The organism is Granulosicoccus antarcticus IMCC3135 (assembly GCF_002215215.1).
Classification (GTDB): Bacteria; Pseudomonadota; Gammaproteobacteria; order Granulosicoccales; family Granulosicoccaceae; genus Granulosicoccus; species Granulosicoccus antarcticus.
Window position 1 is genome coordinate 6,924,876 of the sequence record NZ_CP018632.1, and the last position, 24,597, is coordinate 6,949,472.

Below are 24,597 nucleotides of genomic sequence, written 5' to 3' on the forward strand. Positions count from 1 at the left end.
CTGACTCAGCTTGAACAGGCTCATGTCCGGTTACGGGCATGGGCCTTTGTTTCGTTTCACGATCCCTTACGCCAGTAATCGGATTCTACCGACTCGAATGTTGGATCGTCCCACTTGCCCGTCAAGCTGTAATCCATCAGGCCAAGCCTGTCAAAATCAATGCCGATAGCCTTGAGAAAACCGGTTGCCACCAGTGCCCCAACCCCGCCAGTGGCACCTGCCGAGATGAGACCAATAAGCGGTAGAGCTGCACTGATGCGAGGTAGAACGGTAATGCGCTGATCAAATTCCTGATTGATGATATCCGACTGTCCAGAGATATCCACTACACCTATCGGACCGGTGAGCTGTACCAATGCAGCATTGGCCACGCCCTTGTCGATAGCGATATCGCCGGTGATTCGCTCAAATGCAAGCCCGTCAGCCGTGACATCCTTGAAGTCCAGTTCCAGACGTCGAGGCAGTGCCTGGAGCGCGAACAGACCTACCATTTTCCCTCCGCCAGGCTCTAAAGGAATAATGCTGCCTCGTTCGATCAACATTTTTATGCTGCCACTGAGCTCCACCAATTCGGGACTATACAAGGGCCCCGGCCATGACAAATAGACCTCAATGTCACCTTCTCCATCCGAAATCTTGTCGTCCATACCAATATACGTCAGCCCTTCGCCGAAGTCGTCAGCCTGCAACACCATGTTGAGCTGAGAAATCTGTTCACCGGCAAGCTTCGGATTAACGTTCTGAGGATCTTTCACGCGCCAGTAACCCTGCCCCACCAGACGCATGGTCTGATAGGCAAAACCGAGCGTTGTGATATTCAAACCGCTCACATCAGGCTGCGCTCTGATGACAAGATCACGCAAGGTATAGCCATCATGTGTCAGCCTGCTGATTTTCGCATCAACGGGCGGCAGACGACGAGGATCAAGCTCCTCGGTTCGATCAATGACTGTCTCCTCGCTCACTCTGGACATCAGCGCCGTGATCAGCGAGCTGTCCAGATGCTCGATCTCAGCCTTCATTTCTATTTCTTTTGTCCAGTGCTCCCTTGGGTACTGCACAAGACCACTGACCGATGGATTATCGATCTGCGCATTGACATAGGTTTCATCAGAACTTACTCGCAAGGTAGCAGGGCCCAGTAATCGCTCACCTACCTGCAGAGACTCTATATCCAGTTCGCCCAGCATCGGCATGATGATTGATGGCCCATCTTCACCCTCAGGTATTGATTCAATGAACGTGGATAGGGTATCAACCCAGGCATCCATGGCAACAGTTCTGGCGCTTCCCTGCAGGCGAATACCTGGTTCCCGCTGATCAATCCATGCTTCTGGCAACGAACCTTCGCCAATATGAATCAGCAAGGATTCCAGTTCCTCGGCCGTGGTCAGCGCGTTGACATGCAGCTGGTTGTCGTAGTGAACATCCCAGACCTGCGACTCGCCACCGTCTATGAAGGCGGTACTCAATTTAAAATCGACAGCCTTGCCGCTGCTCTTGTGAAACGGCACCGGCAACAACAACTCGGTGCCTACCAGGTCACTTTGTAATTCCATTGTGACACCTTCCTGTGCAAGACGATCAGCTGAATGCGGTGCACTCAGTTCGATGTCCCATGAAGACGCCCCTCGCAGGAACTGATCCAGCGAGCTACCATAGTGTGCCAGCGCCTCGTTGCCTTGCAGAGCTCCGGTAATACCAATACGCGTCGTCGCATCAATTCCCTGGCCCTCGGTTCTTGCCCTCACGATCACGGCACGATCCAGTGCCCGAGCACGAAGACCATTGATAGTAATGTTGCCTTCATGATCAAACTTGACAGCGCCATTGACCTTCTTCAGGCTCATATCAGCGAGGCCAAGATTGATTGTATTGTCTCGAAAGAAAACAGAGCCGTCGAGCGTCAGAGGCAAGGCCTCCGGATTGCTGACGTCTATCGGCTCATCACTCTGATGCAGCGGCACTGACAACGCCAGGTCCATATCGGCCTTGCCGGTACCGGAGACCTCTGTGAATACGGGCTCAAGAATACTTTGCAGTGGTCCGGTATTACCAAATTCAATGATGTCCTGCAAATTGCCTCGCCCCGTGGTCTCTATCTGCAATACAGGCTTCAGCAGATTGTTGATTCGCACGGCAGATTGCGTGATGTCGAATTTGCCCAATCGCGACATTTGCGCACTGGCGGTCAGCTGAAGACTATCCAGATCCAGCTTGCCATTCAAATTCGCGACTTCCGGCCAGTCCGGCAAGAACGATAGACGCCCCTCACTCAGATCCACACTTGAATGAAATACCCCTTCACTTTCATTAAAGGGAAATTCAGAGATATTGCCAAAAAACAGAAGTGAGCCGTTTTTCGCAGCCCCGCCCAGAATCGAGGTATCGAACCACGCAGACAGACTTTCTCCCAGTTTTCGACGTGGCAACCATTGCTTGATTGCGTTGATGTCTGTCGCAGAATATTGACTCTGAGCATCCAGATGCGGTGACTGACCAGGCACCAGAGTGGCTTTAAGGCGAGTAGATGTCTCGATACCATCGTCCAATAATCCGATATCAGCCTCCAGCAGTACATGCTGACTGTTGCGTGCATCGAAAGTCACAGCCGCATCAAGCGTGTCCAGCTCGACAGAGTCATCGAAAAAGCCGGGCCACGACAAACTCATGGTATCGCCAGTCAAGCTCAACTCGCCCTCCAGCTCAACGATATCCATACGTCCGTTGATAGAGCTGAATCCCGGAAAATCACCGACCGGAGCTATCGTCAGCTGATCGATATCCGCATGCGCACTCAGATTGGGAACACCGCCCTGTTGAGTGATATTGAAATCCAGATCCCGCAACCAGCCACTGGGCTGTGCTTGTTTCAGCACGCCCTCACTCTCAGGATTCAGACGCGACAATATACTGGCTGGCAGTCCAGTGAGTGCCTTCAGAGATAGCTGCGCATCACGAGCATCCAGCTCCCAGTCCAGCGAGCTGTCCGGATCCTTGCGCTGCCAGGAGAGCGACAGTTCATCGATGCGCGATTCACCATCATCAGCATTCAGAGTCAAATCGCCAGCGTTGAGTATCGTCTTGTCTTCCTGCACCGACAAACCAAGCATGGCACTCATGCCCTGCAGTAGAACATCGCCGCTATCGGTGTCCGTTATCGCACCGGTGCTTATCGGTCCATTCGCCGACACCAGCCGTCCGTCCTCCCATTGTCCCCACATTTCCAGCGACACCGCGGTATCCAGATGAGCCACCGCGTTACGCTTGAGATTCAGTAGCTGTGCCAGGCCCGGTATTTCAGACAGTGTCTTGACCTGGAGTTGATTGGCTCGCAGATACAACTTTCCATCGGACTGCGCAATGTCGTCGGCATCCCCAATCAGATCAATACCCGCCTCCAGTGAACCTCCCAACTCGCCAGGCAACTTCAGCTCTATGCGCAGCTGGTGTATATCGCCGACGTTTTCGGCCCGGATATTCAAATCCTCTACGACCAGCGTTCGCCCGGCACGGGTGTCAATCAAGGTCAACTGGGTATCCAGCAAGCCGACTTTTCTGGCGTTGAGTAGCCAGGCAAGCACGTCGACACCCGGCCCCACTTTCTGGGAAGAGTCAGCAGTCGCAACACCACCTGTGCGAACCGATTCCATCCCATGCAGGCGAAACTGGCCATCGGCATCGGCTTCAATGGCAAGACTGGCTCCCATCAACGTCAGCTCGTTGATGATCGGCACACCACGCAGCAGAGATTTGGCCAGATTCATGTCGATCAGCAGATCGTTCAGGGTCACCTTGCGATCGGGTGTTTCAAGCACGGCGACATTCTTTGCATGCAACAAAGGGCCAGCGCCTTCCCAGCTGAAAGAGAGCTCGCCGATATCGACCGGACTCTTCAGGTAGTCGCTGACGCCAGCTTCGATGGTTCCCTTGTAGTTGGCCACCATCGGCAAACCGAGTCGTGCGACCGCGGTGAACAGCGCCAACAGGATCACCATCACGCCCACAATGAACAGGCATACCCGAAAAGTATGACGCGCCGCGTGAATGATCATGATTGAGTGCTACCCGTCAACATGAGTGTGAAAGGCTCTGGCTACTGTAGGACGACGTCGTAATGTTCACGAGTGTAATATTGTTCTGCCTGCAGTCGAATCGGGACTCCTGCGAAATCCTGAAGCTCTGCCAGATCGTCCGAGCGCTCTTCCGTAAACCATTCCACGATCTCACTGGATGCCAGGACAGTTACCGAAACGATATCGAACTGCCTGACTTGACGAATAATCTCTCTCGCAATTTCAAATCCCACTGTCTCCAGTGTTTTCTGCATACCGCGACCATCACAAACCGAACATTCCGAGCACAACACCTGCTCTAGTGACTCGCGTGTACGCTTGCGAGTCATTTCAACCAGGCCCAAAGGCGACACCTCGTTGACCTGGGTGCGAGCGTGGTCGCGTTCCAGGGCTTTTTCCAACGCCCTGAGCACCTGTCGACGGTGCTCCAGAATCGTCATATCGATAAAATCGATAATGATGATGCCACCCAGGTTACGCAAGCGCAGTTGTCTGGCAATAGCCTGTGCTGCTTCAAGGTTAGTCTTGAAGATGGTTTCTTCAAGGTTGTGCTTTCCGACAAAGCCACCGGTGTTGACATCGATCGTCGTCATTGATTCGGTCTGATCAATGACAAGATGACCACCAGATTTGAGTGAAACCCGCTTGTTCAGTGCCTTGTCGATCTCATCTTCAACCCCGTGCAGATCAAAAATGGGTCGCTCACCCGGATAATGTTCCAGGCAAGTCTCTAACTCAGGCACGTATTCGTTGCAAAAAGTCACACATTGCGCATAGGTTTCTCGTGAATCTATCCGGATTCGTTCGATATTTCCGCGATTCAGATCGCGCATCATGCGCTGTACCAGAGGCAAGTCACGAAAGATCACGGCACCTGGCTTGCTGGATTTGCGCCTTTCCTGAACGCCTTTCCAGGCCTTGGCCAGATATTCCATATCGGCCTGTAACGCCTCCGTCTCAGCTCCCTCGGCGGCTGTTCTTACAATGTAACCATTGCTTTTGGATTCTCCGCGCAGCAACTCTATATTGCTGCGCAACCGTTCTCGCTCGGCCTCATTATCGATACGCACTGACACACCGATATTGTCCTCGTAGGGCATCATGACCAGATACCGACTGGGAACAGTCAATTTGCTGGTGACACGCGCCCCCTTGGTTCCCAGCGGATCCTTGGTGACCTGTACCGCCAGTGTCTGGCCTTCATGTAACAGCCTCGCAATGGAAGGCTCTGCCTGATTAGCGTTTGCCGCCTGCACATCCGATACGTGCAGAAAGGCTGCCTTCTCCAGACCGATATCCACAAAGGCCGCCTCCATACCAGGCAACACACGCTTGACGGTACCCTGGAAGATCGTACCCACACGACCGATTTTCTGGGCACGCTCGATCCATATTTCAGTGAGCATGCCGTTCTCAACCGTTGCGACACGCGTCTCCTGAGGGGTCACATTGATCAGCAATTCTTCAGTCATGTTGGGAAGTATCTGTGTGACTCATCCGGAAATAGCTGAGTCCGTTACGCAGGGTAATTCGCTGACAAGCCTGCCTGTGTCAACAGGTGATTCGTTTCGTACAACGGCAATCCCACTACATTACTGTAGCTGCCAGACAGGTAGGCGACAAATTGTGCCCCCAATCCCTGAATTGCATAGCCACCAGCCTTGTCGACCGGTTCGCCGCTCTGCCAATAGGCATTGGCCTGCGCCTTGCTGACAGGACCGAATCGAAGCTGGGTCGCGATGCAGATCTGGTTTTTCTCTGGAGCTGAACCGACACTCTTGAAATCGGCTCGCAACACACAAACACCCGTCAATACCGAGTGCTCACGATCGGCCAGTCGCTGGAGCATGCTCAAGCCATCAGATTTGCACTGTGGCTTGCCAAGAATCTCCCCATCCAAGTCTATGACCGTATCGGCGCCCAACACTACCACGCCATTACCAGAAGCTGGCTTATCCTTTTGGAACCCCAGTTGCAGACACCGTTCTGCCTTCTGACACGCCAGCCGTGTAACCAGTGCAGCGGGAGTCTCACCTTCGAAGGCCTGCTCGTCTATATCGACCGGCATGCAAACCGGATCGAAGCCAAGCTGTCGGAGTAATTGCTGGCGCCGCGGCGAGGCGGATGCAAGAATGAACTGGGTATCGTGGAAAGCGATCATGACTCGACTTCGGCACAGGCGATACCGGGCAGAAACCTTGTTGATCAGGCCCGGTGGTAGGGATGATTATCCAGCAGAGTCTGTGCCCGATACAACTGCTCTGCCAACACGACGCGAACCAGCGGATGAGGAAACGTCAGTGGCGACAGACTCCACATCTGATCAGCCCGCTCGCGGCAGCGTGGATGTAATCCATCCGCGCCCCCAATCAGCACCACCAGAGACTTGCCTAGCTCCTGCCAACGCTCGAGTTGCCCGGCAACCTGCTCTGTAGACCAGGCAGCGCCGCGATTGTCCAGCGCTATCACATGCGCCTTATCCGGAATGGCGGCGAGCAACATATCAGCCTCGCGCGCCATGATCACATCACTGCTGTCACCCTGTGACTGGGCAAATTCACGTACTTCGAATTGCCAGCGCCGAGGCATACGCTTGATGTAATCTGCCGACGCCTGGTTCACCCAGGCTGGCATTTTACGACCGACGGCATAGACGCTTATCTGCACTGGCTCAAATCAGATTGATGCTGGGCTAAACAGACAGAGGCTCTAGTGCGAACCTGCCACATTGGATGAATCAGTGTCCTCATCGTCCGCTGCATGCTGTTGAGTATCAGGACCGACAGACCACAGCTTCTCCAGAGAGTAGAAGTCACGCTTCTCTTCAGTCATGACATGCACAATGACGTCACCCAGATCAACCAGCACCCAATCGCTGGAATCCCCACCTTCGACACCCAGTGGCGGATGGTTAGCTTCCTTGGCGGCCAGACGTACGGTTTCTGCCATTGAACGCACGTGTCTTTGGGACGTACCCGTTACCACGATCATCGCGTCAGCGATGCTTGATTTTCCCACAATATCGATCACGGTCAGATCGATCCCTTTCATGTCTTCGAGGACCTGTACGGACATATCGATGACGGCTTGACTATTCATGCTCAGAACGTTTACTGCTCCCGTCGGTGCTCGTTTGTACCCTGAAAAGGGACCTGGCACTGACTATTGACTTTTGCGATACAAATTATTCCGCCCAATATACTCCAGTACCTGCTCTGGGAGCAAAAAACGCACAGTTTGTTCGTTGGCAATGCGACGTCTGACGTCTGTGGCCGAGATAGCCATCTGCGTTACCTCACACAATTCGATGACTCCCGCGCCCCCGCTTTCGATCTTGTGCCCGCAACGCTCTTGCTGACGCGCCACCAGGCGGGCCGAGAAGTCTGAATGCTCAGCCTCCGGTCGGCCGACGATCACCAGATTAGCCAGATTCAGAATACCCTCCCAGTCATGCCAGGTATCAAACGCTGCGAAGGCGTCCATACCCATGAAAAACAACAGAGTGGCCTCTGGCTGCTCGGCATGGATTTCACACAAGGTGTCGAAGGTGTAACTGGGTTTGTCTCGCAAGGCCTCGCGCGTATCAACTTGCAGCCGCGGTGCATCCTGCAGTGCTATTTTCAGCATGTCGATACGACAATCGGTCGTCGCCGCGGTCGGACCACGATGCACAGGCCGGTGATTGGGCAGCAGATAGAGCTTGGATAGCTGGTATTGCTCTGCCATTTCAACGGCCGGGCGCAAATGGCCGTAATGAACGGGATCGAAGGTACCGCCAAACAGACCGACCCGGGTATGGGCGCCAGAACGGCTACCGTCGACAGCTGATTCGCTAGCCACGAGTCGTGTAGTCCCCGTTAACCACATATTTTTCGGTCGTCAGACCCAGCACCCCGACCGGACCACGGACATGCATGCGGTTGGTGCTGATGCCGATCTCTGCACCCAGACCGTATTCGGCTCCGTCTGCAAAACAGGTCGCGGCATTGACCATGACCGAGGCGGAATCCACCTGTCGGACAAACCGACGGGCGCGCCCGATATCATTGGTCACGATGGCATCGGTATGAGCTGAACCATGACGAGCGATATGCTGCATGGCCGCATCCATGTCGTCAACAACACGAATCGAGAGAATCGGCCCCAGATACTCTGTATCCCAGTCAGCCTCAGTCGCAGCCACCATGCCAGGAACAAGGGCAAGTGTTCGCTCACAGCCCCGTAGCTCGACCTCTTTCGCAGCAAAGGCATCTACCAGCATGGGCAATACCCGCTCTGCCTCATCCCCATGCAGCAACAAGGTTTCCATCGAACCGCAGATGCCGTAACGATAAGTCTTGGCGTTCAACGCCACCTCGACCGCCCGAGCCAGATCGGCACCAGCGTCGATGAAGACATGGCAGATACCGTCCAGATGCTTGATAACCGGCACTCGCGCCTCTTCACTGATGCGTTTGACCAGCCCCTTGCCGCCTCGCGGAATAATGACATCCAGATATTCATCCATTGCCAGCAAAGCCCCAACCGCCGCCCGATCAGTGGTTGCCACCAGTTGCACCGCCGCTTCCGGCAAGCCCGCCTTTTGTAATCCCTGACGCACACACTCGGCAACGGCCTGATTGGAGTTGAACGCCTCCGAGCCCCCACGCAGAATGACCACATTGCCGGATTTGATACACAGGCCAGCTGCATCAGCAGTGACATTGGGGCGAGATTCGTAAATAACACCAATAACACCCAGAGGCACACGCATGCGAGCGATTTCCAGCCCGGACGGACGACGATCAGTTGCCGACAAAGCCCCGATCGGATCCGCCTGTGCAGCGACGCTGCGCAGTCCCTCAGACATGCCGCTGATCCTGGCCGGCGTCAGTTCCAGCCGATCCAGCAAGGCGGCATCGATGCCCTTGACCCTGGCGGCCGCCAGATCCTTGGCATTGGCAGCCAACAGTATTGACGCGGCTGCATCAATGGCATCAGCCATGGCCAGTAACGCCAGATTCTTTTGTCCGGTATCAGCAACCGACAGCACTGCAGCGGCGCCTCTGGCAGCCTTGCCCATGGCGTTTACGTCGGCTAGTACCTGACTCGTCATGTCCTTGTCTTCCAATGTCACCGTTTTTCGCTCCTACTCAACCGCGGCTATGCCACGTACACTTCGACCATCATCAATTTACAGACAACGCCACGACTTCACATGCAACTCGTCGACTCGCATTGCCATCTGAATTTTCCCGACTTCAAGGATCGGATTCCCGACATTCTACAGAACGCGGCTGATAATCAGATCCACCATCTGCTTTGTATCGCCACCAGCTGGGAAAATTGCGAAGAAGTGCTGGAGCTGGCCCGGACCCATGCCCCCATCAGTGCCTCAGTCGGCGTGCACCCGACAACCGAGGGCGGTTATGAGCCTACCGTCGATGAACTGCTGGCGGCCGCTTCACACAAGGAAATTGTCGCTATTGGCGAGACCGGCCTCGACTATTTCCGCAGCACCGGAGATGATCTGACCTGGCAACATGAGCGTTTTCATCGCCATATCGAAGTGGCCCGCCGCACCCAGAAGCCACTCGTGATCCACACTCGTGCCGCCGCCGAGGACACCATGAACACCCTGCGAGAGCACAAGGCCAGCGAGGCCGGTGGCGTGATGCACTGCTTTGCAGAAGACTGGGAAGTTGCCCAACAGGCACTGGACATTGGTTTCTATATCTCGTTCTCCGGCATCGTGACCTTCAAGAGTGCCAAAACGATTCAGGAAGTTGCCCTCAAGGCTCCACTGGACCGAATACTGGTCGAAACCGATGCGCCCTACCTTGCACCGGTGCCGCACCGCGGCAAGACCAACGAGCCGGCTTTCGTGCGTCATACCGCCGAATATGTGGCGCAGCTACGAGGCATTTCTCTGGAGGAACTGGCCGAAGCAACAACCGACAACTTCTTCCGACTGTTTTCAGGCGCAGCCGCATTGACGGGACGTAACGCTTGACATCCTCCCCTCCCTAAAACGAACGAAGGGGATTCCTACAGCGCTCGGTATGGTTTTACCGTTCGCTTCGGTGGGTTCCTGTTTCATTGAGGCTGCTTGTGCTGCGTACTGCTGCAACTCAAGTCTAACGTCCCCTCCGCAGGCATAACACGGCATGTCCTGCCGCTGATAGAAATACTAACACAGCTCTAACGTTCGTTTACATCCCCGCCCTGAAGGACCGGGCTTTTCACTCAATCTGGTAAGTTGCTGCATCTGCCAGCAACCTACCTCCGGACATCGCTCTGCCGATACCCCACAGAGCTTCTTGCAAGCGCCGGAGCGCCGGAGCGCCGGAGCGCCGGAGCGCCGGACCGCTAAAGATCCAGAACTTGCAGAAAGCTTGCAACCCGTTCCACCACTTCTGACTCTTTTTCCCGATGCGGAACATGCCGAGTGTCCGGCATGAGTTCGACCTGTACCGGACCGCCGGCCAACTCGCCCATCAATTGTGGATGTCTTGAGGTTCCGTACTCATCTTCGGCTCCGTGAATAGCCAGTATCGGACATGTCAATTGCGGCAGGACAGGCTCTAGAGTCCAGCAAGCAAATGCAGGACTGAGCCACGTACTTATCCAGGCATCCAGCACCCACTCGGTTTTTTCACCGTGGAATTTTCTCAAGCGATCCAGCTGTTTCTGGTCTTTGAACAATTCGCGAGCCTGCTCGACTCCCAGTACGGTTTTCTCCTCGACAAACATCTGGGCAGACTCGGTGATCAATGCAGCACAGGCCTGGCCATGAGCCAGCGCACAGTGCACCGCCATACCTCCGCCAACGCTATGCCCGAACAGAATAAAGCGATCGATACCCATGTCCTGCACTAGCGCAGCAAAGCCGGTATTTGCCTCGTCTGATACAAAATCCTGCGCCAGCTTGTGCGGGTAGGGGTCCGATTGGCCAAAGCCCAATCGGTCATAGGCAATGACAGTCCGTCCCGTGGCCACGGCCAGTTCGGCAGGAAAACTGCGCCAAAGCTCCACACTACCCAGAGAGTCGTGCATCAGAATAATGGGTATGTCTGATGCAGATGGCGATGATGCCTGCCAGGAGCGGACAAAGAGGCGCCCTTGCAGGCGACCGTCTGCGTCTTCAATCCAGTGGTCCTTTACGGTGACGTCGAGCATCCTGGTACCCTGACCGCTCAGGCGGCATCTTCCTTCTTGGCCACTTTGTGCTCTTCTTCCTTAAGACCCTGCTTCCAGTAGCTGGATATATACAGGTGTGATTTTTCGATCTGTTTGTCGACTCGCAGAAATTGTCGAATTTTCTTCATGGTCTTGAATTCACAGGCAGCCCAGGCAGCCACCTGCCCATCAAACCACTCCAGCTTTTCCAGCGCATGAAATAGTGGCGACTCATCGGAGCCTGCATGCGGGTTGACGACCCAGATAACGTCCATATTCACTGGCACCTGCAGATCTTGTTTATCTTCATCAGCCAGGATTTCCACGACAATATAGCCCCCTGCACTTTCAGGCAATAACGCAAGATTGGCAACCAGTGCCGGCAGTGCGGTCATATCGGCTGCCAGCAGAAACCAGTCAGCATCGGTATTGATGAAGGTGGCAGGGCCGGGGCCGAAAACGGGCATGGCATCGCCGGGTTTCGCATCAAGCGACCAGGGAGCCGCAATGCCACTAGCCGTGCCATCTGAGCCGACATGCAACATGAAATCGACATCGATTTCAAATTGTTCGGCACGGTGTTGTGCCACGGTATAGGTTCTCATGATGGGTCGCTCCGGATTACCGGAGTCAAAGGTCAGCTTGATGTAAGCCCCTTCAGCATTGTCAGGAAAACGGGCAAGGTCCTCGCCCTGTAGAGTAACCCTGCGCATATTAGGGGTAAGTTGAGAGACCGCAGTAACCGTCAGTTCTTTCGGTGAGCGTTTTTCAGCCATGGTTCATTCTCGATTCGTCTAAGCATGTCCTCGATACCGGCAGGCAGCAGCTATGACAGGCCGCAAGCCTGCACTCCCTATCGAGCGATCTCCACAATATACACCCGCACCCTTCTTGCCTGAGTTTACCGATTTGTATAAGGAAGTTTGAAATGGTTAGGGCTTGTTACACGAATATCAAGCGGCTGGCAGGCAAGTTACGCTCAGGCACACTGACTTAAAGCAAACGACCTTCAGGCACACCATCCTCAGACCTGTCTGGCAACAAACAGCCCGGGCGTGCGATTGACTATCGCCACCAGCGACAGCATGACAGGCACCTCAACCAGCACACCCACAACGGTTGCCAGTGCGGCACCTGAGTTCAGACCAAACAGCGAGATGGCGACAGCCACTGCCAGTTCGAAAAAGTTTGAAGTTCCAATCAGACTCGCAGGCCCCGCCACATCATGCGGCAAGCGCAAGGCTCGTGCAGCGGTATAGGTAATGGCGAAAATCCCGTACGCTTGTAAAACAAGCGGTATGGCGATCAGCACGATGGTGACCGGTTGGCTGACGATCTTGTCGGCCTGAAAGCCGAACAGCAACACCACGGTTGCCAGCAAACCGACAATGGACCAGGGTTTCAGTCTACCGACAAAGGCGCCCAAAGCATCAGGATCGTGGCGAGCTTCCAGTTGCCGTCGTGTCAGCACACCGGCGAGCAACGGCAGCAACACATACAGGACCACTGACAACAACAGAGTTTCCCACGGCACCACGATATCACTAACGCCCAGCAACAGAGCGGCGAGCGGGGCAAAGGCAAACACCATGATGATGTCATTGACGGACACTTGCACCAGCGTGTAGTTAGGATCGCCCTTGACCAATTGGCTCCAGACAAAAACCATGGCGGTACAAGGAGCCACACCCAGCAGAATCATGCCTGCGATGTACTCGCTGGCAGACTCAGGATCAACCCAGTCTGCGAAAATCACCTTGAAAAACAGCCAACCCAGCGCTGCCATGGAGAAAGGTTTCACAAACCAGTTCACCACCAGAGTCAAGGCCAGCCCTTTAGGCTTCTTGCCAACATCCTTGATAGCCGAGAAATCTATCTGCACCATCATCGGGTAGATCATGATCCAGATGAATACGGCAATCACCAGATTAACGTGTGCATATTCCAGATGTGCAATGCCCTGAAAAGCACCTGGAATCAACTGCCCGAGAACGATGCCCGCCACAATACACAGGCCCACCCAGATAGAAAGATATCGTTCAAAAATACCCATTTTTGTCTCTTTTCCTAGATGCTTTTCTGATTAACACGTCCCGCCAACTCGGTATGAGTTTCCTTGCGCTCCGAATAGCGATCCACCAGATGCTCCTTGATGTCTCGAGTCAGCAGCGTGAAGCGCAGTAACTCCTCTACGACATCCACCATGCGATCGTAATAAGCTGACGGCAACATCCGCCCAGCCTCATCAAACTGCTCGTAGGCCCTGGGCACTGATGATTGATTGGGGATAGTAAGCAGGCGCATCCAGCGGCCCAGTATCCGCAGTTGATTGACAGTGTTGAAACTCTGACTCCCTCCACACACTTGCATGACAGCCAGAGTCTTGCCCTGCGTCGGTCGCACACCACCCAACGACAATGGTATCCAGTCAATCTGATTCTTCATGACTGCCGACATGGCACCGTGCCGTTCCGGCGAACACCAGAGCATGCCTTCACTCCAGCTCACCAGTTCTCGTAACTCGGCCACCTTGGGATGGGAGGCGTCGACACTATCAGGCATCGGCAGATCACTCGGGTCGAATATCCGCGTCTGGGCACCCAATCGTTGCAGCACTCGAGCAGCCTCCTCCGTCATGAGACGTGAGTAGCTCTTCTCACGTAATGAGCCATAAAGCAGTAGCAACCTGGGGGCATGGCTTGCACCTCCAACACCGAACAGCTGCTGGCGATCAATCTGGCGAAACTGAGCCTCATCAATCTGCGGCGTATCGCTCAGCACCTTGTCGCTCTGATTAACGACCACCTCGTTTTCATTCTTTGTCATATTCATCAACAACCACAGGCAATTTTATCAATGACCGGCTGACAGAGCTCAGGCTGGCCGCCACAGCAATCCTCCATCAGGAACGCAAGAAAGCCTCGCAGGCCTTCCATATCTGCAAAGTAGCGAATAGCTCTGCCTTCACGTTGATTTCTGATCAGGCCCGATTGCAGCAGAATCGACAGATTGCTCGACATCGTGTTTTGCCGGACATCCAGATGCTCAGCAATTTCGCCAGCCAGCATGCCATCATTACCGGCTTGCACCAGTAGACGGAAAACATCCAGACGCGTCTCCTGCCCCAATGCAGCCAAAGCTTCAAGTGTATTTTTCTTATCCATATATCGAGATTAATGGATATATATTGAAAACACAAGCACATCTTGAAAACCATCAAGCCTTTGGTTGTCCAGAGACTGTCCAGAATTCAGCTTACATCAGGGATTTCAGACGGGGATTGCCAATGACCCCTTTCTTGCGGCACCACCGGATAGTCAGGCTGCTTTTCGAGCCTTTGAGTCAGACAGAATGGCCTCTATAGCGCAAGGTCTGGCGATATGATATCCCTGCGCATAGTCAACACCGATATCGGACAAGACTTCCATCACGGCTGCGCTCTCAACGAACTCAGCAACGGTTAGCAGCCCCAGCGCCTTGGCCATCTGGTCAATGGCACTCACCATTTGCCGGGCGACTGGATTGATGTCCACCTCTTTGACAAACTGACCGTCTATTTTCAGAATATCAACGGGTAGTTTCTGCAAATAGACAAATGAGCTCAAACCCGAACCAAAATCATCCAGCGCAACCTTGGCGCCCATTTCACGAAGCCCCTGCAACAAAATGCTCGCTGTTGAATACTGGGAGATGGCAGCTGTTTCTGTGATCTCGAACCAGACACATTCTGGACTTACTTCGTGTCTGGCAAACAATGTTCTGATGTAATCCAGAATCTGGGGGTCAGACAAGGATTGTCCGGAAAGATTGATTGAAAACGTGCACTGCTCATCCAGCTTATTCAGCAGTTTGCTGATATGCATAAATGCGTTTTCAAGCACCCAACGATCTATCTTGGCCATCATATCGTAACGCTCGGCTGCCTTGATGAACTTGTAAGGCGATATCTCCTCATTTTCCGAATCGAGCAGTCTGAGCAAGAATTCGTAATGCTGGATAGCAGGTTTTACCGTACCTTTTTCCAATACAGTAATGGCCTGAACAAGCAATCGAAAACTACCCTGCTCCAGTGCAGATTGCAGTTTAGGCTGCCAGTTTATTTCTTCCGTCCGCTCCGAAACAGCATCATCGTCTTCTGAATAGACCACAAGTGCATTCCTGCCCGACTCTTTCGCTGCATAGCAGGCACTGTCGACAGATGACATAATGGTCGTGTAGTCGCAGAACTCTCGATCAATGGCAACGAATCCAATGCTTGCACTCACCGAGAAGGCAGAGCCTGCATATTCAAAAACATAGTTCTTGAAGAACTCATGGATTTTGCTGGCAATCCCCAAAGCTTTCGCAACATCACAATCACAGATGACCGCACCGAATTCATCGCCCCCAGACGAGACAGCATGTCACCCGTTCGCAGCTTCTTTTGAAGCTCCGCCGTGACTTCGCACAGCAAACTATCACCAGCTGCATGGCCACACGTGTCATTGACTATCTTGAAGTTGTCCAGATCGAAAAAACACAAGGCATGTGTGCGTTTAGTGTCGACGGTAGCATCGAGCAGGGATCGCAGTCGCGTCTCGAAATGGAAGCGGTTGATGGCTCCAGTCAGATGGTCGTAATTAGCCCGATATTCCAGTTCCGATGTCAGTTTGCGCTCGTTACTCACATCTTTCATTACCACGATACTGCCCTGTCTGGCCCCATCCGCATTACTCATACTGGTAAGCGTCAGTTTCACGGCGACATCATTCAGATGCGGTAAACGCAACGATAAATCATATTCAGCCGTGTCCTGCGAAGGCAGTGCCGCCAGGGCCATTTCGAACCCCGGGAACGAACCGTCACAGTCATCACTATCCGCCATCATCAGATAGTATTCGATCGGCTTGTTCATTTCCCCCACACCGGATGTACACAACAGACGAGCAGCAGCGGCATTCATGTACACAATATAGCGGGCACTATCGAGTGAAATAACGGCATCACTGATGGACGCCAGAGTTCGCTCGGCCTTCTCACGCTCGGTGTTGAGTACCTGCAGACTATCGAACAGCTCCGCCTGGGCTCGACGCCTACTGTATATGATCAACAACCCGGCAATGACAGCAATCAGCAATATCAGCAACACAGCCACTGTTCTTATCCAGTCAAATACCGGCATCAAAGGCTCCATAACCCACGATAGCTGCAAACTGCTACTACCCATGAGCCAGCTGCGTTCACTTTTCAGTGTCGCAAAACCAGCTTTGATTCCAGGCTGAGATGAAGCTGGCGTATTGCTGATCATGATCTTTGACAAGCGTTGGCCGGAGCTAAGCGTGACACTCAGGGTTCCAGACAATGCCTCGCCATGAAACATCATCTCCGCCGGATCCAGAGAAACCCAGATACCACCGGTAAAGAGCTGCCTGCGCTCCATGAGCGTCTCTGGCACTTGTTTGCCAAGATACAGCGGTTGAATCAACAGGTAGCGTGTATGAAACGGCCACCCAACAGGTGCCAGCGCTATGAAGGATTCACCGGTATCGATCGCAGATTCGAGCATCTTCTCGATCTCCTTTGAACCTGTCAGGTCCGCACCTAGCAGGATCTTGTGTGTGTCATCAAAGGGCGTGATGGAATGGATGGGCAGAATTCGTGCTTGCGAGCCAACCGGTACCTGAGCCCCCAGTGCCGAATAGTGATGGATGGAGAAAGAATCTCCAATCTTGCCCATCATCTGACGCTGATACTGCTCCCGCATGGGTGCAAAAACATCCTGGAACATACCCAGACTGTGCAGATAAGGAGAATACTCACTGACTTGTTTGACGAAAGCTTCGATATCGGGATCAGTAAAGTCTTGCGAGACGTAGTGCATGGCCTCAATCGACTTGATGAAGCTGCGGGTTTCGGCGATATGCAAACCGGCTGCATTATTGATCTGCTGAGACTGACTCGTAAACGCAAGAACCTGCTCGCGCTCGCTGATCCGATAACCCCACGTCAGCGTACCCATCACGATAGCCAGCATCAGCGCAGCAATGAATAAAAGTTCGATGTGAGTAAAACCGGCTTTTAATGCATTGCGCTTCATGGCGATGTGCCAACCAGGCCCCAGGTGAATTTGGTTGACGATCTTTCAAACGACAAGGAGATGGCTTCCAGATTTAGGCTATCCCCCTTTGGCGGTCAGATACTCCTGAATCTTGAGGTATTCGAGGCTATATCTGACATCGCCGCGCAAAATTCATACCAATGCACCATCAAGCCAGCGCTGCCAGTGTGAACAGCGTCAGCACACTGGTGAATATCATGATCATGACGATCGCATCCGTTCGGACACCGTGTAACAGAGCCAGGCTGAATGCCATCGTGCCAGCAGGACCTGCCGAACCCAACAAAAACAGAGCACCATCACCTTCCATCAGGCCAAACAACCTCAGCCCCGCCCAAATGACCGCCGGGAACAATAGCAACTTGACCAGAGTGAACGTCACGATACTGCGGTCAATCACAAAAGTTGTCGTTGACATGACGACACCCAGTGCATACAGCGCCACGGGGGCTGCGGCCACGCCATTGAAATCCAGAAACGTCTGCAAGGGTGTGGGAATTTCGAATCGAGCCAGGCTGAATATCACCCCCAGAGCGATCGCATAGAGTAACGGTGTTTTGCCAATGGTCGTCACGACCTCCAGAGGCGCAACTCTACCCAGCTTGATCAGTTGCAGCGCAATCATGACGCCCGCAAAGGTCACCGTCGTGTCCATCGTCAGCACCGTTGTGATGGGCAGCACCCCGCTCTCGCCATATAACAACAGGGAGATCGGCAAGACGTAGAAGGCGTTGTTGGCAAAAATTCCGCAAAAGGCCAGTAACACGGACTCATCCGCAGGTCGTTGAAAAACACGACGAGCCAGTAAAAAACCCATAGTGAAGATGATTGCCTGCACGCTGGTATAGAGCAGAACCGCCGCCATGTTGAACTCATGTATGGGGGCATTGGCGAGCAGGTCGAACAACAGAGCAGGCAGGAATACCGTCAGCGAAATACGATTGATCAGGCGCGCCTCTGCAATGCTGGTGCGCCCCGCTCGCCCCATCGCATAGCCAACTGCAATGATGCCGAACACGGGTAGTATCGGATCAGCAAGAACGGTCAGAATGTTCAATCGGTTCTACTCGTAGCCCAGGTTTGCCGCAGCCGAGCCTGCGAGACATCAAGGGCATATAGTGCCACAAATGATACCTTCAGCTTCTACTTCCTGATTCCTCTACTACTCCTCGAGATCCGTTATGCCTGCAAACCCTCAAGAGTTGCAGCCTGAAGTGAGGGACTACCTGGATTCGACACTAGCCAGCCAGTCTGCGACTTTGGGCCAGATTTCTCGCGCCGCTGGTCGTGAGCTGATCAGGCGAGAGTGCGTATAGTCCTCAGCGAAATTTTCACTCAAACCGCATTCCTGCCAGACATTGTCAACACCCGGTAGCAGCGCATGCAATTTTCGGCAAGCTGGTGCGGGGGCAATGAAACGATCACCTGAACCTGCCAGACCCAACACAGGTACACAACTTAACGTTGGATGCTTCTGTAGAGCTTGAAGGTAATCAAAGTTATTGCGCCCCTGCCAGCCTCCCTGCAAGTTCCACCGATACCACTGCAACATGACGGCAGCAACCTCGTTTTCAGGTCCCAGTCGCAGTGCTCTTGCAGGCACATAGCCCAGCATTCTGGTCAACAGTTGAAACATTCGGAGTGTCATCCGGTGTGTAAAAGGCTTGGCAGCGTCGCAGGCCTGACTGCCCAGCATGACCAGTGAATGTAACTGACTGGTGAGTTCAGGCTTTCGAGCCACAGCCATCAGTGCCGCCAGACCACCTCCGCTGTGACCCACCCAGTGAACTTTGCCATCACCTCTGGCCTCCACATACTCCAATGCTGCAAGCGTACCGGACAAAAACAGTTCTTCGAAATCTGGCTCTGGCTGCACCTTGCTACTGCAACCATGCCCCTCGAAATCTATCAGCCAACAGGCATGACCGCGTTCGGCAAGGTAACGGGCCAGACCACTACAGGTGCGATAGTTTGAGAACGTCCCGTGAGCCAGCAAGACATCGGCTTTACGCACAGTTTCACTATCCTGTGCAGGGCAGACATGATGCAGCACCAGCTGCGCACCACGATCGGTTTGCAACGCTATGCGTGCGTGTATCCAGTCTGGCTTGTCACCAGACTGATCGTCCACCGGGTTTTTCTCAAGCAGCTTGTTAAACAACAGTGATCGGAATGTTTTTCAGGCCACTTGACTTGCCCACCTTACTGCCTCGAACCTGTTCAAGACGCTTGCTTGCTATCAGCGACTGGAACATGGGTATATAGTATTGGCCTGCCCCCGTAAAATGGATAGCCTGATCATCAATGCGTATCCAGTCACGCGCATCCAGAGCATCCCAGACAGGCTCGAAGGTCTCCAGCAGGTTCTCTGCAAATATCTGCTTATAGACAACATGATCGATACGCATGGTCTGCATGGATTGAAACAACCAGGCCAGTTTCACATCGTCATGCTTATAGATAAATCCACGTCCGACCGGAAATTCTCCCCGATCCAGCATGTCGCAATAGTCCTTCAGCGATGTCTGGTTCATATAGATCCAGCAACGATCATCTGGGCTGAGACTGTTGGGATGAAAATTGACCGCGGCAAAGCCAATGCCACAAACCTGACTGATTTCATTAACACGACCATTATCGTGCTGCACGAAGTCATGCATATTGTGCTCGTAGTTGTACGAACTCAATCGATCTGTCTCCGCATCTTTCGGTAAACGACGCCAATCATAGACGGTCACCTGCTCAAAGCCGGCGCTACGCATGAACTCATTGGCAGCCAGATACATTTCAATATTGTCTGGAATGGTGGGTAAAAGCTTGCGTTGCGCAGGAGCTGAGAAATTACTGCGCCCGGCGATATTCAACTCATAATGCGTAATGTGATGAACCCCTGCATCAGTGGCCCGTTGTAGATCACCCAACATGTCTTCCATGGTCTGCTCAGGCCAGCCATAGATAAGATCAACACTGTTAGCCAGCCCGTACTTGTGACACAACTCCAGGGAGTTGTGCACCTGATCCAGCTTCTGATGACGACCACTGTAGTGAATCAGCTTGTCATTGAATTGTTGTACGCCAATACTGACCCTGTTGAATCCAGCCTCTTTCATGGCCCTGATCTTGGGTTCACTGAAGAGCTGCGGAATACCCTCAAGTGTTATTTCTATGTCCGATGGCACGCTGCCATACAGATCATCGACCATTTGCATCAGCCGACCGTAGTGCTCCGGGCGATACAGATTGGGAGTACCACCACCAAAGTAGATACTACCCAGAGTGTCATCAGCGTAATAGGGTCGATAGAGTTCGAACTCTTTCTGAAGGTAGTCTAGATAAGTCTCTACACCGCGATTACCTTCGTAATCCTCGCTTGGAAACAGACAAAAGCCACACCGCGCTGGCTTGGTCTTGATACAAAATGGCGTACCGACGTAGAGATTCACATCAAACTGTGTATTACGTGAATAAGCTGCACGTTCTTCGAGAAGCAGACTGGTAGGCGAACTCAGAGGCTTCCAGTACATGGGAGACGGATGACCGTGGAGTACCTTGTTCGACTGCCTTCGAAACTCTTCGCGCGACAGGAACTCATCAACTTCATTCTTGTTGGGTGCTGGAACATTTTTTGGATCAGACAATTGCGAATCTCCTGAAATGCAGATCCATTCGCATTTTTCGCTAGGTAGGTTGAATTATGCTTTCAAATACCATGCTTTAATAACAGGTTACATGTCTACCTCTTAAAGTGTTAATAATTGCAAACACTTATTCCGCTACCTTGCCTCATTCCAAAGTAACTGTTGGGCTTCTTACCCGGTTTCCATGTTCGGAGTGACAGGCAAATTGTCAGGCTACGCGGGCCAGGGACCAGTCGGTGGCAAACAGCATCGGCATTTTTGATGCTTCAACAGGACGACTGAAATAGTAGCCCTGAATATAGGGGCAACCCCTTTCTCGCAGGACTTCAAGCTGATCTGCGCTCTCCACACCCTCGGCAACGATGTCGTACCCCAGGCCAAGCGCCAGATCAATGATGGCTCGCACCATAAGCTGCGATGCAGGCTCACTGGCAACACCATCAATGAATGACTTGTCGATCTTCAGAGTGTCTACCTCCAGATTCCCCAGCACCGACAACGATGAATAACCGGTACCAAAATCATCGATGGCAATCCTCACCCCTCGGCTTCTGAGCTCATGGCATATCAGTCTATGCTCTTCAGGGTCGCGACTGAGACTTTCTGTTATCTCGATTTCTATATCCTGGAATCTCAACTGATGCAGTTCTATCGTTTTTACGATGAAGTTACAAAAATTGGCGGCGATGAAATGATCTCCAGAAATATTGACCGCCATGCTCAGCTTCAGGCCCATATTGTTCCACTCACGTAGTTGAGTGCAGGCCGTGGCAAACACCCACTCACCGATCTCCTTGATCATGCCAACCCGCTCAGCCGTTGATATGAAAAGATCGGGTTGAATCATGCCTCTTTCAGGATGTCTCCAGCGTATCAGGGCCTCCACACCCATCAAGCAGTTGTCACGTATATTGATCTTGGGTTGATACCAGAGTTCGAATTGCCCTTCAGCCAAAGCCTGGCGCAAGTCTGCCTCCAGACGGACACGCTCCTGACTCTCAGATGCCATTTCAGGCTGGTAAAAGGCATAACTCTGCTTGCCTGCCAATTTGACTGTATACATTGCCATATCCGCACACTTGACCAGATCATCCGCCAGCCTGGCGTTATCGGGATACAGTGCAACACCAATACTCAATCTGGGATGAATCCTGTGATTGTTCAGTTGCACTGCCTGTTGTGTATATCCCATGCAACGAAGCACCATATCCTCTACCGATTCGCGCATAGCGACATCACTGATCAGCAAACAGAATTCATCGCCTCCCAAACGAGCAGCCATATCGGTTCGCCGGGTAATTTCACGCAAAAAATTCGCAAAGTGCGTTAAGTACGCATCACCCGAAGCATGACCATAGGAGTCATTGACCCCCTTGAAATCATCAAGGTCTATATAGATGATCGCAAATTCCTGTCCACGCATTTCCGACTGGATGATTTCAGCATCCAGACGCTCATGAAAATGCGCTCGATTAGCCAGGCCGGTTAATTCGTCATAATAGGCCATGCTGTAGATTTTCTGCTCGGCCGACTTGATATCGGTGATGTCCTGAACTGCCCCAAGCAAGGTGTCGCGACCCTCTGAATCGCTGATGAGCTTGACCATGAGGCGCATGTCTCGCAGGCCGCTATCATTTGGGGCGTACACTCGGCACTCCACTTCGACATCCTCACCTGTTTCAATAACACGGGTACAGGCATTCTCCACTTTCAGTCTGTCGTGATGATGAATTCTGGAGAAGGTGGCTCTGATGTCCACCTTTGAGATATCCACATCGGAGGAGTCGTAACCAAACATGATCGACAAACGCGTTGACAGACTGACTGATCTGGACCTGAGATCCCACTGCCAGTAACCTAGCTTCGCCATTTGCTCGGTGGTACGAATCAGCTCAAGATTGTTCTCCTGCGAGTCCTGCCTGAGCCGCAACAAGTCAATATAGTTCTTGCCTACTTCTCTGCCACAACTGATCAGAAAACCAAAAACGAAGCAGCTGAACAGGGCCAGCTCGTACGCAAAAGCGCTACCATCAAACAGCAGACGCAAAACGACAGAGGCAAAAATCAGTATCTGAAACTTGTTACTGAGACGCAAGTCATAGGGTAGCGATGCCAACGCACCACCGGCCACCGCACCGAGAGTCAGTACCAGTAACACCTGATGTGCCTGATCGGTTTCGGGGTAGATCAGCCACATGGCTGATGCCCAGGCAGTAGCCGAGGCTAGTGCACCAATAGCAAAACGTCGCGACCAATGGTGAACGTGCTGTTGGCGCGAGACTGACCTTTTGAACAATTGGCAATCCAGCGCCCGAAGCAGATAGGCAACGTACAGAGCGCCAAACCATATCCAGACACCGACCGGCGAACTCGCCAGGGGACCAAAAGTATAAACACCCACCCCGGCTGCCAGTAGCGAACCTGCAACCGAAAACTTGACGCCCTTGTACAGGAGAACGTTCTGGTTGTGCCTTATCGCATTATTCCTGGCTAAGGTGGTGCTGCCCATCAGTGAGTTGCTCAGATGCTATGGCAAGTGATACGGCATCCTTGATATTCCCGTCCGACTCGCTACCCGTACCAGATCGGCGGAAACCAGAATGACTTTAGCGGCTTACCAATTAATCTTCTGAGTAAACCACCTAAAAATGTAACCTATGGACAGATCCATACTGCGCGGCTTCACAACATTGCCGAACAGCACTCAGCGCGTGTCGGCCTGATACTCCAGTCGACGAAACAGCATCGACAGTACAAAACAGATCAGGAAATAGAAGGCGGCAGTCGTAATCCAGGCCTCAAAAATGGCTCGGGTGGAAGCAACCAGCTCCACCGTTTTGAAGGTCAGCTCCTGCACCGATATCAAAGAGATGATGGAACTGTCCTTGATGAGGGAGATGAACTGGTTAGCCATGGGTGGCACGACTTTTTTCATCGCTTGTGGCAATACGATAAATCGCATCTGGTCGATGCGTGACATGCCAATGGATTGAGCCGCTTCGTGCTGTCCTTTGCCAATCGACTGAATGCCCGCTCGTACTATCTCACCAACAAAGGCGCTTTCGAATAGCGCCAGCACGATAACACCGGACACCAGCGAAGGAAATCGGCGCATGTCACCAAAGAAAAACTCCCAGGCAGCCTTGTCCTCGGAGCGAGCGATGGCTCTTGCCCATGATTCGATATTGAAGGCAACGACGAGTTGCTCGGAAAGAAAGAAGTAGAAAATGAAGATGACAACAACAGGTGGGATATTGCGCAGAAACTCAAGGTAGGTTCTTGCCAACATCCGGATAGCCAGATTGGTGGAGCATCTGGCAATACCGAGCAAGGTTCCCAGCACAATTGCCAGGACACTGGCATACACACTGACTCTAAGGGTGGTTATGACACCTTGCAGCAATATATTGGGGACCCAGCTTTGCGTCTCCTCATTCCAGCGCAGAATGTAGTTGGGGATGATTTCCCATCGCCACTTGTAATTCAGTGCACCATCAATGCGATACCAGACGATTGCCACAAACGCGGCAAGCACGACCAGGATGAGCACATCCAGCCAGTGAAATCGCTTGAGAGTCCGAGAGATCATGAGGTCAATACGGCGAGCCAATCAGACTCGCCGTAATAT

Annotated in this window: 19 protein-coding genes and 1 pseudogene; 1 reads left to right on the top strand and 19 read right to left on the bottom strand. The window is 52.9% G+C overall.

Features of this window, described 5'->3' with window-relative positions; genetic code table 11:
- Positions 1-56: 56 nt before the first annotated feature.
- From IMCC3135_RS30025 to IMCC3135_RS30055, 7 genes are all read right to left on the bottom strand, one after another.
- A complete protein-coding gene (locus IMCC3135_RS30025) occupies positions 57-4,055 on the bottom strand; it encodes a YhdP family protein (RefSeq protein WP_088920937.1) in 3,999 nt (1,332 codons plus the stop codon).
- A 41-nt stretch (positions 4,056-4,096) separates the two neighbouring features.
- On the bottom strand, positions 4,097-5,548 hold the full coding sequence (rng, locus tag IMCC3135_RS30030) for a ribonuclease G (protein WP_088920938.1): 1,452 nt from the start codon (positions 5,546-5,548) through the stop codon (positions 4,097-4,099).
- 44 nt (positions 5,549-5,592) lie between these two features.
- Positions 5,593-6,237, bottom strand: coding sequence for a Maf family protein (locus IMCC3135_RS30035; RefSeq protein ID WP_088920939.1), 645 nt, complete (start codon positions 6,235-6,237; stop codon positions 5,593-5,595).
- A gap of 44 nt (positions 6,238-6,281) precedes the next feature.
- Complete coding sequence (rlmH, locus tag IMCC3135_RS30040; RefSeq protein WP_088920940.1) at positions 6,282-6,743, bottom strand: 23S rRNA (pseudouridine(1915)-N(3))-methyltransferase RlmH; 462 nt, start codon at positions 6,741-6,743, stop codon at positions 6,282-6,284.
- Between the two features lie 42 nt (positions 6,744-6,785).
- The gene (gene rsfS, locus IMCC3135_RS30045; RefSeq protein ID WP_088920941.1) at positions 6,786-7,175 is read right to left on the bottom strand and encodes a ribosome silencing factor; all 390 of its coding nucleotides are present in this window, start codon (positions 7,173-7,175) and stop codon (positions 6,786-6,788) included.
- Between the two features lie 63 nt (positions 7,176-7,238).
- Positions 7,239-7,916, bottom strand: a complete 678-nt coding sequence (nadD, locus tag IMCC3135_RS30050; protein WP_157736368.1) for a nicotinate-nucleotide adenylyltransferase — start codon at positions 7,914-7,916, stop codon at positions 7,239-7,241.
- On the bottom strand, positions 7,909-9,171 hold the full coding sequence (locus tag IMCC3135_RS30055) for a glutamate-5-semialdehyde dehydrogenase (RefSeq protein WP_088920943.1): 1,263 nt from the start codon (positions 9,169-9,171) through the stop codon (positions 7,909-7,911). The genes nadD and IMCC3135_RS30055 overlap by 8 nt, the downstream gene beginning before the upstream one ends.
- A 102-nt stretch (positions 9,172-9,273) precedes the next feature.
- On the opposite strand from IMCC3135_RS30055, the gene IMCC3135_RS30060 reads away from it, so the two are divergent.
- Positions 9,274-10,068 carry a TatD family hydrolase gene (locus IMCC3135_RS30060; protein WP_088920944.1) on the top strand — a complete coding sequence of 265 codons (795 nt, stop codon included), beginning with the start codon at positions 9,274-9,276 and terminating at the stop codon, positions 10,066-10,068.
- Positions 10,069-10,424: 356 nt separating this feature from the next.
- Here IMCC3135_RS30060 and IMCC3135_RS30065 read toward each other — a convergent pair whose 3' ends face one another.
- From IMCC3135_RS30065 to IMCC3135_RS30120, 12 genes and pseudogenes are all read right to left on the bottom strand, one after another.
- Positions 10,425-11,234: an alpha/beta fold hydrolase gene (locus tag IMCC3135_RS30065; protein ID WP_088920945.1), complete on the bottom strand. Its 810-nt coding sequence runs from the start codon at positions 11,232-11,234 to the stop codon at positions 10,425-10,427.
- Positions 11,235-11,251: 17 nt separating this feature from the next.
- On the bottom strand, positions 11,252-12,010 hold the full coding sequence (locus tag IMCC3135_RS30070) for a siderophore-interacting protein (RefSeq protein WP_088920946.1): 759 nt from the start codon (positions 12,008-12,010) through the stop codon (positions 11,252-11,254).
- Positions 12,011-12,258: 248 nt separating this feature from the next.
- Complete coding sequence (arsB, locus tag IMCC3135_RS30075) at positions 12,259-13,287, bottom strand: ACR3 family arsenite efflux transporter (protein WP_088920947.1); 1,029 nt, start codon at positions 13,285-13,287, stop codon at positions 12,259-12,261.
- 14 nt (positions 13,288-13,301) lie between these two features.
- Positions 13,302-14,066: an arsenical resistance protein ArsH gene (arsH, locus tag IMCC3135_RS30080; RefSeq protein ID WP_236994695.1), complete on the bottom strand. Its 765-nt coding sequence runs from the start codon at positions 14,064-14,066 to the stop codon at positions 13,302-13,304.
- Positions 14,066-14,398: an ArsR/SmtB family transcription factor gene (locus tag IMCC3135_RS30085; RefSeq protein ID WP_088920948.1), complete on the bottom strand. Its 333-nt coding sequence runs from the start codon at positions 14,396-14,398 to the stop codon at positions 14,066-14,068. The genes arsH and IMCC3135_RS30085 overlap by 1 nt, the downstream gene beginning before the upstream one ends.
- Before the next feature lie 153 nt (positions 14,399-14,551).
- The gene (locus IMCC3135_RS30090; protein WP_418251451.1) at positions 14,552-15,439 is read right to left on the bottom strand and encodes an EAL domain-containing protein; all 888 of its coding nucleotides are present in this window, start codon (positions 15,437-15,439) and stop codon (positions 14,552-14,554) included.
- Positions 15,437-17,310, bottom strand: a pseudogene (locus IMCC3135_RS30095) (diguanylate cyclase); the annotation flags it as partial. The pseudogene IMCC3135_RS30095 and the gene IMCC3135_RS30090, both read right to left, overlap by 3 nt.
- 169 nt (positions 17,311-17,479) lie before the next feature.
- Positions 17,480-18,388 carry an AEC family transporter gene (locus tag IMCC3135_RS30100; RefSeq protein ID WP_157736370.1) on the bottom strand — a complete coding sequence of 303 codons (909 nt, stop codon included), beginning with the start codon at positions 18,386-18,388 and terminating at the stop codon, positions 17,480-17,482.
- 165 nt (positions 18,389-18,553) lie between these two features.
- Complete coding sequence (locus IMCC3135_RS30105; protein ID WP_157736371.1) at positions 18,554-19,492, bottom strand: alpha/beta fold hydrolase; 939 nt, start codon at positions 19,490-19,492, stop codon at positions 18,554-18,556.
- On the bottom strand, positions 19,485-20,969 hold the full coding sequence (locus IMCC3135_RS30110) for a coproporphyrinogen-III oxidase family protein (protein WP_157736372.1): 1,485 nt from the start codon (positions 20,967-20,969) through the stop codon (positions 19,485-19,487). The genes IMCC3135_RS30105 and IMCC3135_RS30110 overlap by 8 nt, the downstream gene beginning before the upstream one ends.
- 208 nt (positions 20,970-21,177) lie before the next feature.
- Positions 21,178-23,478, bottom strand: a complete 2,301-nt coding sequence (locus tag IMCC3135_RS30115; protein ID WP_088920953.1) for a putative bifunctional diguanylate cyclase/phosphodiesterase — start codon at positions 23,476-23,478, stop codon at positions 21,178-21,180.
- A 195-nt stretch (positions 23,479-23,673) separates the two neighbouring features.
- A complete protein-coding gene (locus IMCC3135_RS30120) occupies positions 23,674-24,558 on the bottom strand; it encodes an amino acid ABC transporter permease (protein ID WP_205737782.1) in 885 nt (294 codons plus the stop codon).
- Between the last annotated feature and the right edge of the window lie 39 nt (positions 24,559-24,597).

Excerpts from the sequence above, each read along its gene's own strand:
- IMCC3135_RS30025 (WP_088920937.1), bottom strand. The coding sequence starts at position 4,055 with ATGATCATTCACGCGGCGCGTCATACTTTTCGGGTATGCCTGTTCATT.
- IMCC3135_RS30035 (WP_088920939.1), bottom strand. The coding sequence starts at position 6,237 with ATGATCGCTTTCCACGATACCCAGTTCATTCTTGCATCCGCCTCGCCG.
- arsH (WP_236994695.1), bottom strand. The coding sequence starts at position 14,066 with ATGAATATGACAAAGAATGAAAACGAGGTGGTCGTTAATCAGAGCGAC.
- IMCC3135_RS30060 (WP_088920944.1), top strand. The coding sequence starts at position 9,274 with ATGCAACTCGTCGACTCGCATTGCCATCTGAATTTTCCCGACTTCAAG.
- IMCC3135_RS30085 (WP_088920948.1), bottom strand. The coding sequence starts at position 14,398 with ATGGATAAGAAAAATACACTTGAAGCTTTGGCTGCATTGGGGCAGGAG.
- IMCC3135_RS30055 (WP_088920943.1), bottom strand. The coding sequence starts at position 9,171 with ATGACGAGTCAGGTACTAGCCGACGTAAACGCCATGGGCAAGGCTGCC.
- arsB (WP_088920947.1), bottom strand. The coding sequence starts at position 13,287 with ATGGGTATTTTTGAACGATATCTTTCTATCTGGGTGGGCCTGTGTATT.
- IMCC3135_RS30065 (WP_088920945.1), bottom strand. The coding sequence starts at position 11,234 with ATGCTCGACGTCACCGTAAAGGACCACTGGATTGAAGACGCAGACGGT.
- IMCC3135_RS30090 (WP_418251451.1), bottom strand. The coding sequence starts at position 15,439 with ATGTCATCTGTCGACAGTGCCTGCTATGCAGCGAAAGAGTCGGGCAGG.
- rsfS (WP_088920941.1), bottom strand. The coding sequence starts at position 7,175 with ATGAATAGTCAAGCCGTCATCGATATGTCCGTACAGGTCCTCGAAGAC.
- IMCC3135_RS30070 (WP_088920946.1), bottom strand. The coding sequence starts at position 12,010 with ATGGCTGAAAAACGCTCACCGAAAGAACTGACGGTTACTGCGGTCTCT.
- IMCC3135_RS30115 (WP_088920953.1), bottom strand. The coding sequence starts at position 23,478 with ATGGGCAGCACCACCTTAGCCAGGAATAATGCGATAAGGCACAACCAG.
- IMCC3135_RS30120 (WP_205737782.1), bottom strand. The coding sequence starts at position 24,558 with ATGATCTCTCGGACTCTCAAGCGATTTCACTGGCTGGATGTGCTCATC.
- rng (WP_088920938.1), bottom strand. The coding sequence starts at position 5,548 with ATGACTGAAGAATTGCTGATCAATGTGACCCCTCAGGAGACGCGTGTC.